The organism is Streptomyces sp. NPDC006368 (genome assembly GCF_040612535.1).
In the GTDB taxonomy this organism is placed as follows: Bacteria; Actinomycetota; Actinomycetes; order Streptomycetales; family Streptomycetaceae; genus Streptomyces.
In genome coordinates this window covers 1-1190 of the sequence record NZ_JBEXQK010000108.1, presented here as the reverse complement: position 1 = coordinate 1190, position 1190 = coordinate 1, and the positions used below count along the sequence as shown (strand labels likewise).

Genomic DNA, 1190 nt, shown 5'->3' with positions numbered 1-1190 from the left:
TCCTAGCACGCCGCCCTCTCAAGGCGGTAGCGCCGGTTCGAATCCGGTCGGGGGTACGCACAGAAGAAGCCCTCCCCAGCAGGGGAGGGCTTCTTCGCGTTCCGGCGCACCGGAACCACCGGTCCTGGGACACAACCCCGGCCCACCGCTGCGGCGTTGAAGCGGTGGGCCGGAAGGTCGGCAGCAGGGAAGGGACGGGCGCCGGTCAGCCGGAGCGGCGCAGCGCCTCGGACAGCCGGGCCGCCGCGTCGATGACCGCCTGGGCGTGCATGCGCCCCGGGTGGCGGGTCAGGCGCTCGATCGGCCCGGAGACCGACACGGCGGCCACCACACGGTTCGACGGGCCCCTGACGGGCGCGGAGACGGACGCCACGCCCGGCTCGCGCTCACCGATCGACTGGGCCCAGCCACGGCGCCGCACGCCCGACAGGGCCGTCGCCGTGAAACGGGCGCCCTGCAGGCCGCGGTGCAGTCGCTCGGGCTCCTCCCAGGCCATCAGGATCTGGGCCGAGGAGCCGGCCTTCATGGTGAGCGTGGAGCCGACCGGCACGGTGTCCCGCAATCCGGACAGCCGCTCCGCCGCGGCGACACAGATGCGCATGTCGCCCTGGCGCCGGTAGAGCTGCGCGCTCTCCCCGGTCACGTCACGCAGATGAGTCAGCACCGGTCCGGCCGTGGCCAGCAGCCGGTCCTCGCCGGCCGCCGCGGCGAGCTCCGCCAGCCGCGGACCGAGGATGAACCGGCCCTGCATGTCCCTCGCCACCATCCGGTGGTGTTCCAGTGCCACGGCAAGGCGATGTGCCGTGGGTCGTGCGAGCCCGGTCGCCGCGACCAGCCCGGCGAGGGTGGCCGGACCGGACTCCAGGGCGCTCAGTACCAGAGCCGCCTTGTCGAGAACGCCGACGCCGCTAGAGTTGTCCATGCAACGATATTCACGTCTCACTCTGTGAAACGCAAGTTCAATTTTGCAGGGAACTTGCCACTCTGTACGTACGGCCCGCGGACCAACGGGTCCGATGTCGACGTCCGGCACGTGGAACGTGGGTACGGGCGTGGGCCCACAGATCTCTAGAGGTGCCGGCACACCCGCCGGCCGGAGGGAAAGCGATGGGTAGGACTCTCGCGGAGAAGGTCTGGGACGATCATGTCGTCCGGCGCGCCGATGGCGAGCCCGACCTTCTCTTCATCGA

1 protein-coding gene is annotated in these 1190 nt (G+C 71.0%); it reads right to left on the bottom strand.

The window, feature by feature from the left end:
* Positions 1–205 precede the first annotated feature (205 nt).
* The gene (gene ndgR, locus ABZZ38_RS30440) at positions 206–922 is read right to left on the bottom strand and encodes an IclR family transcriptional regulator NdgR (RefSeq protein ID WP_026278050.1); all 717 of its coding nucleotides are present in this window, start codon (positions 920–922) and stop codon (positions 206–208) included.
* Positions 923–1190 lie beyond the last annotated feature (268 nt).

Excerpts from the sequence above, each read along its gene's own strand:
- ndgR (WP_026278050.1), bottom strand. The coding sequence starts at position 922 with ATGGACAACTCTAGCGGCGTCGGCGTTCTCGACAAGGCGGCTCTGGTA.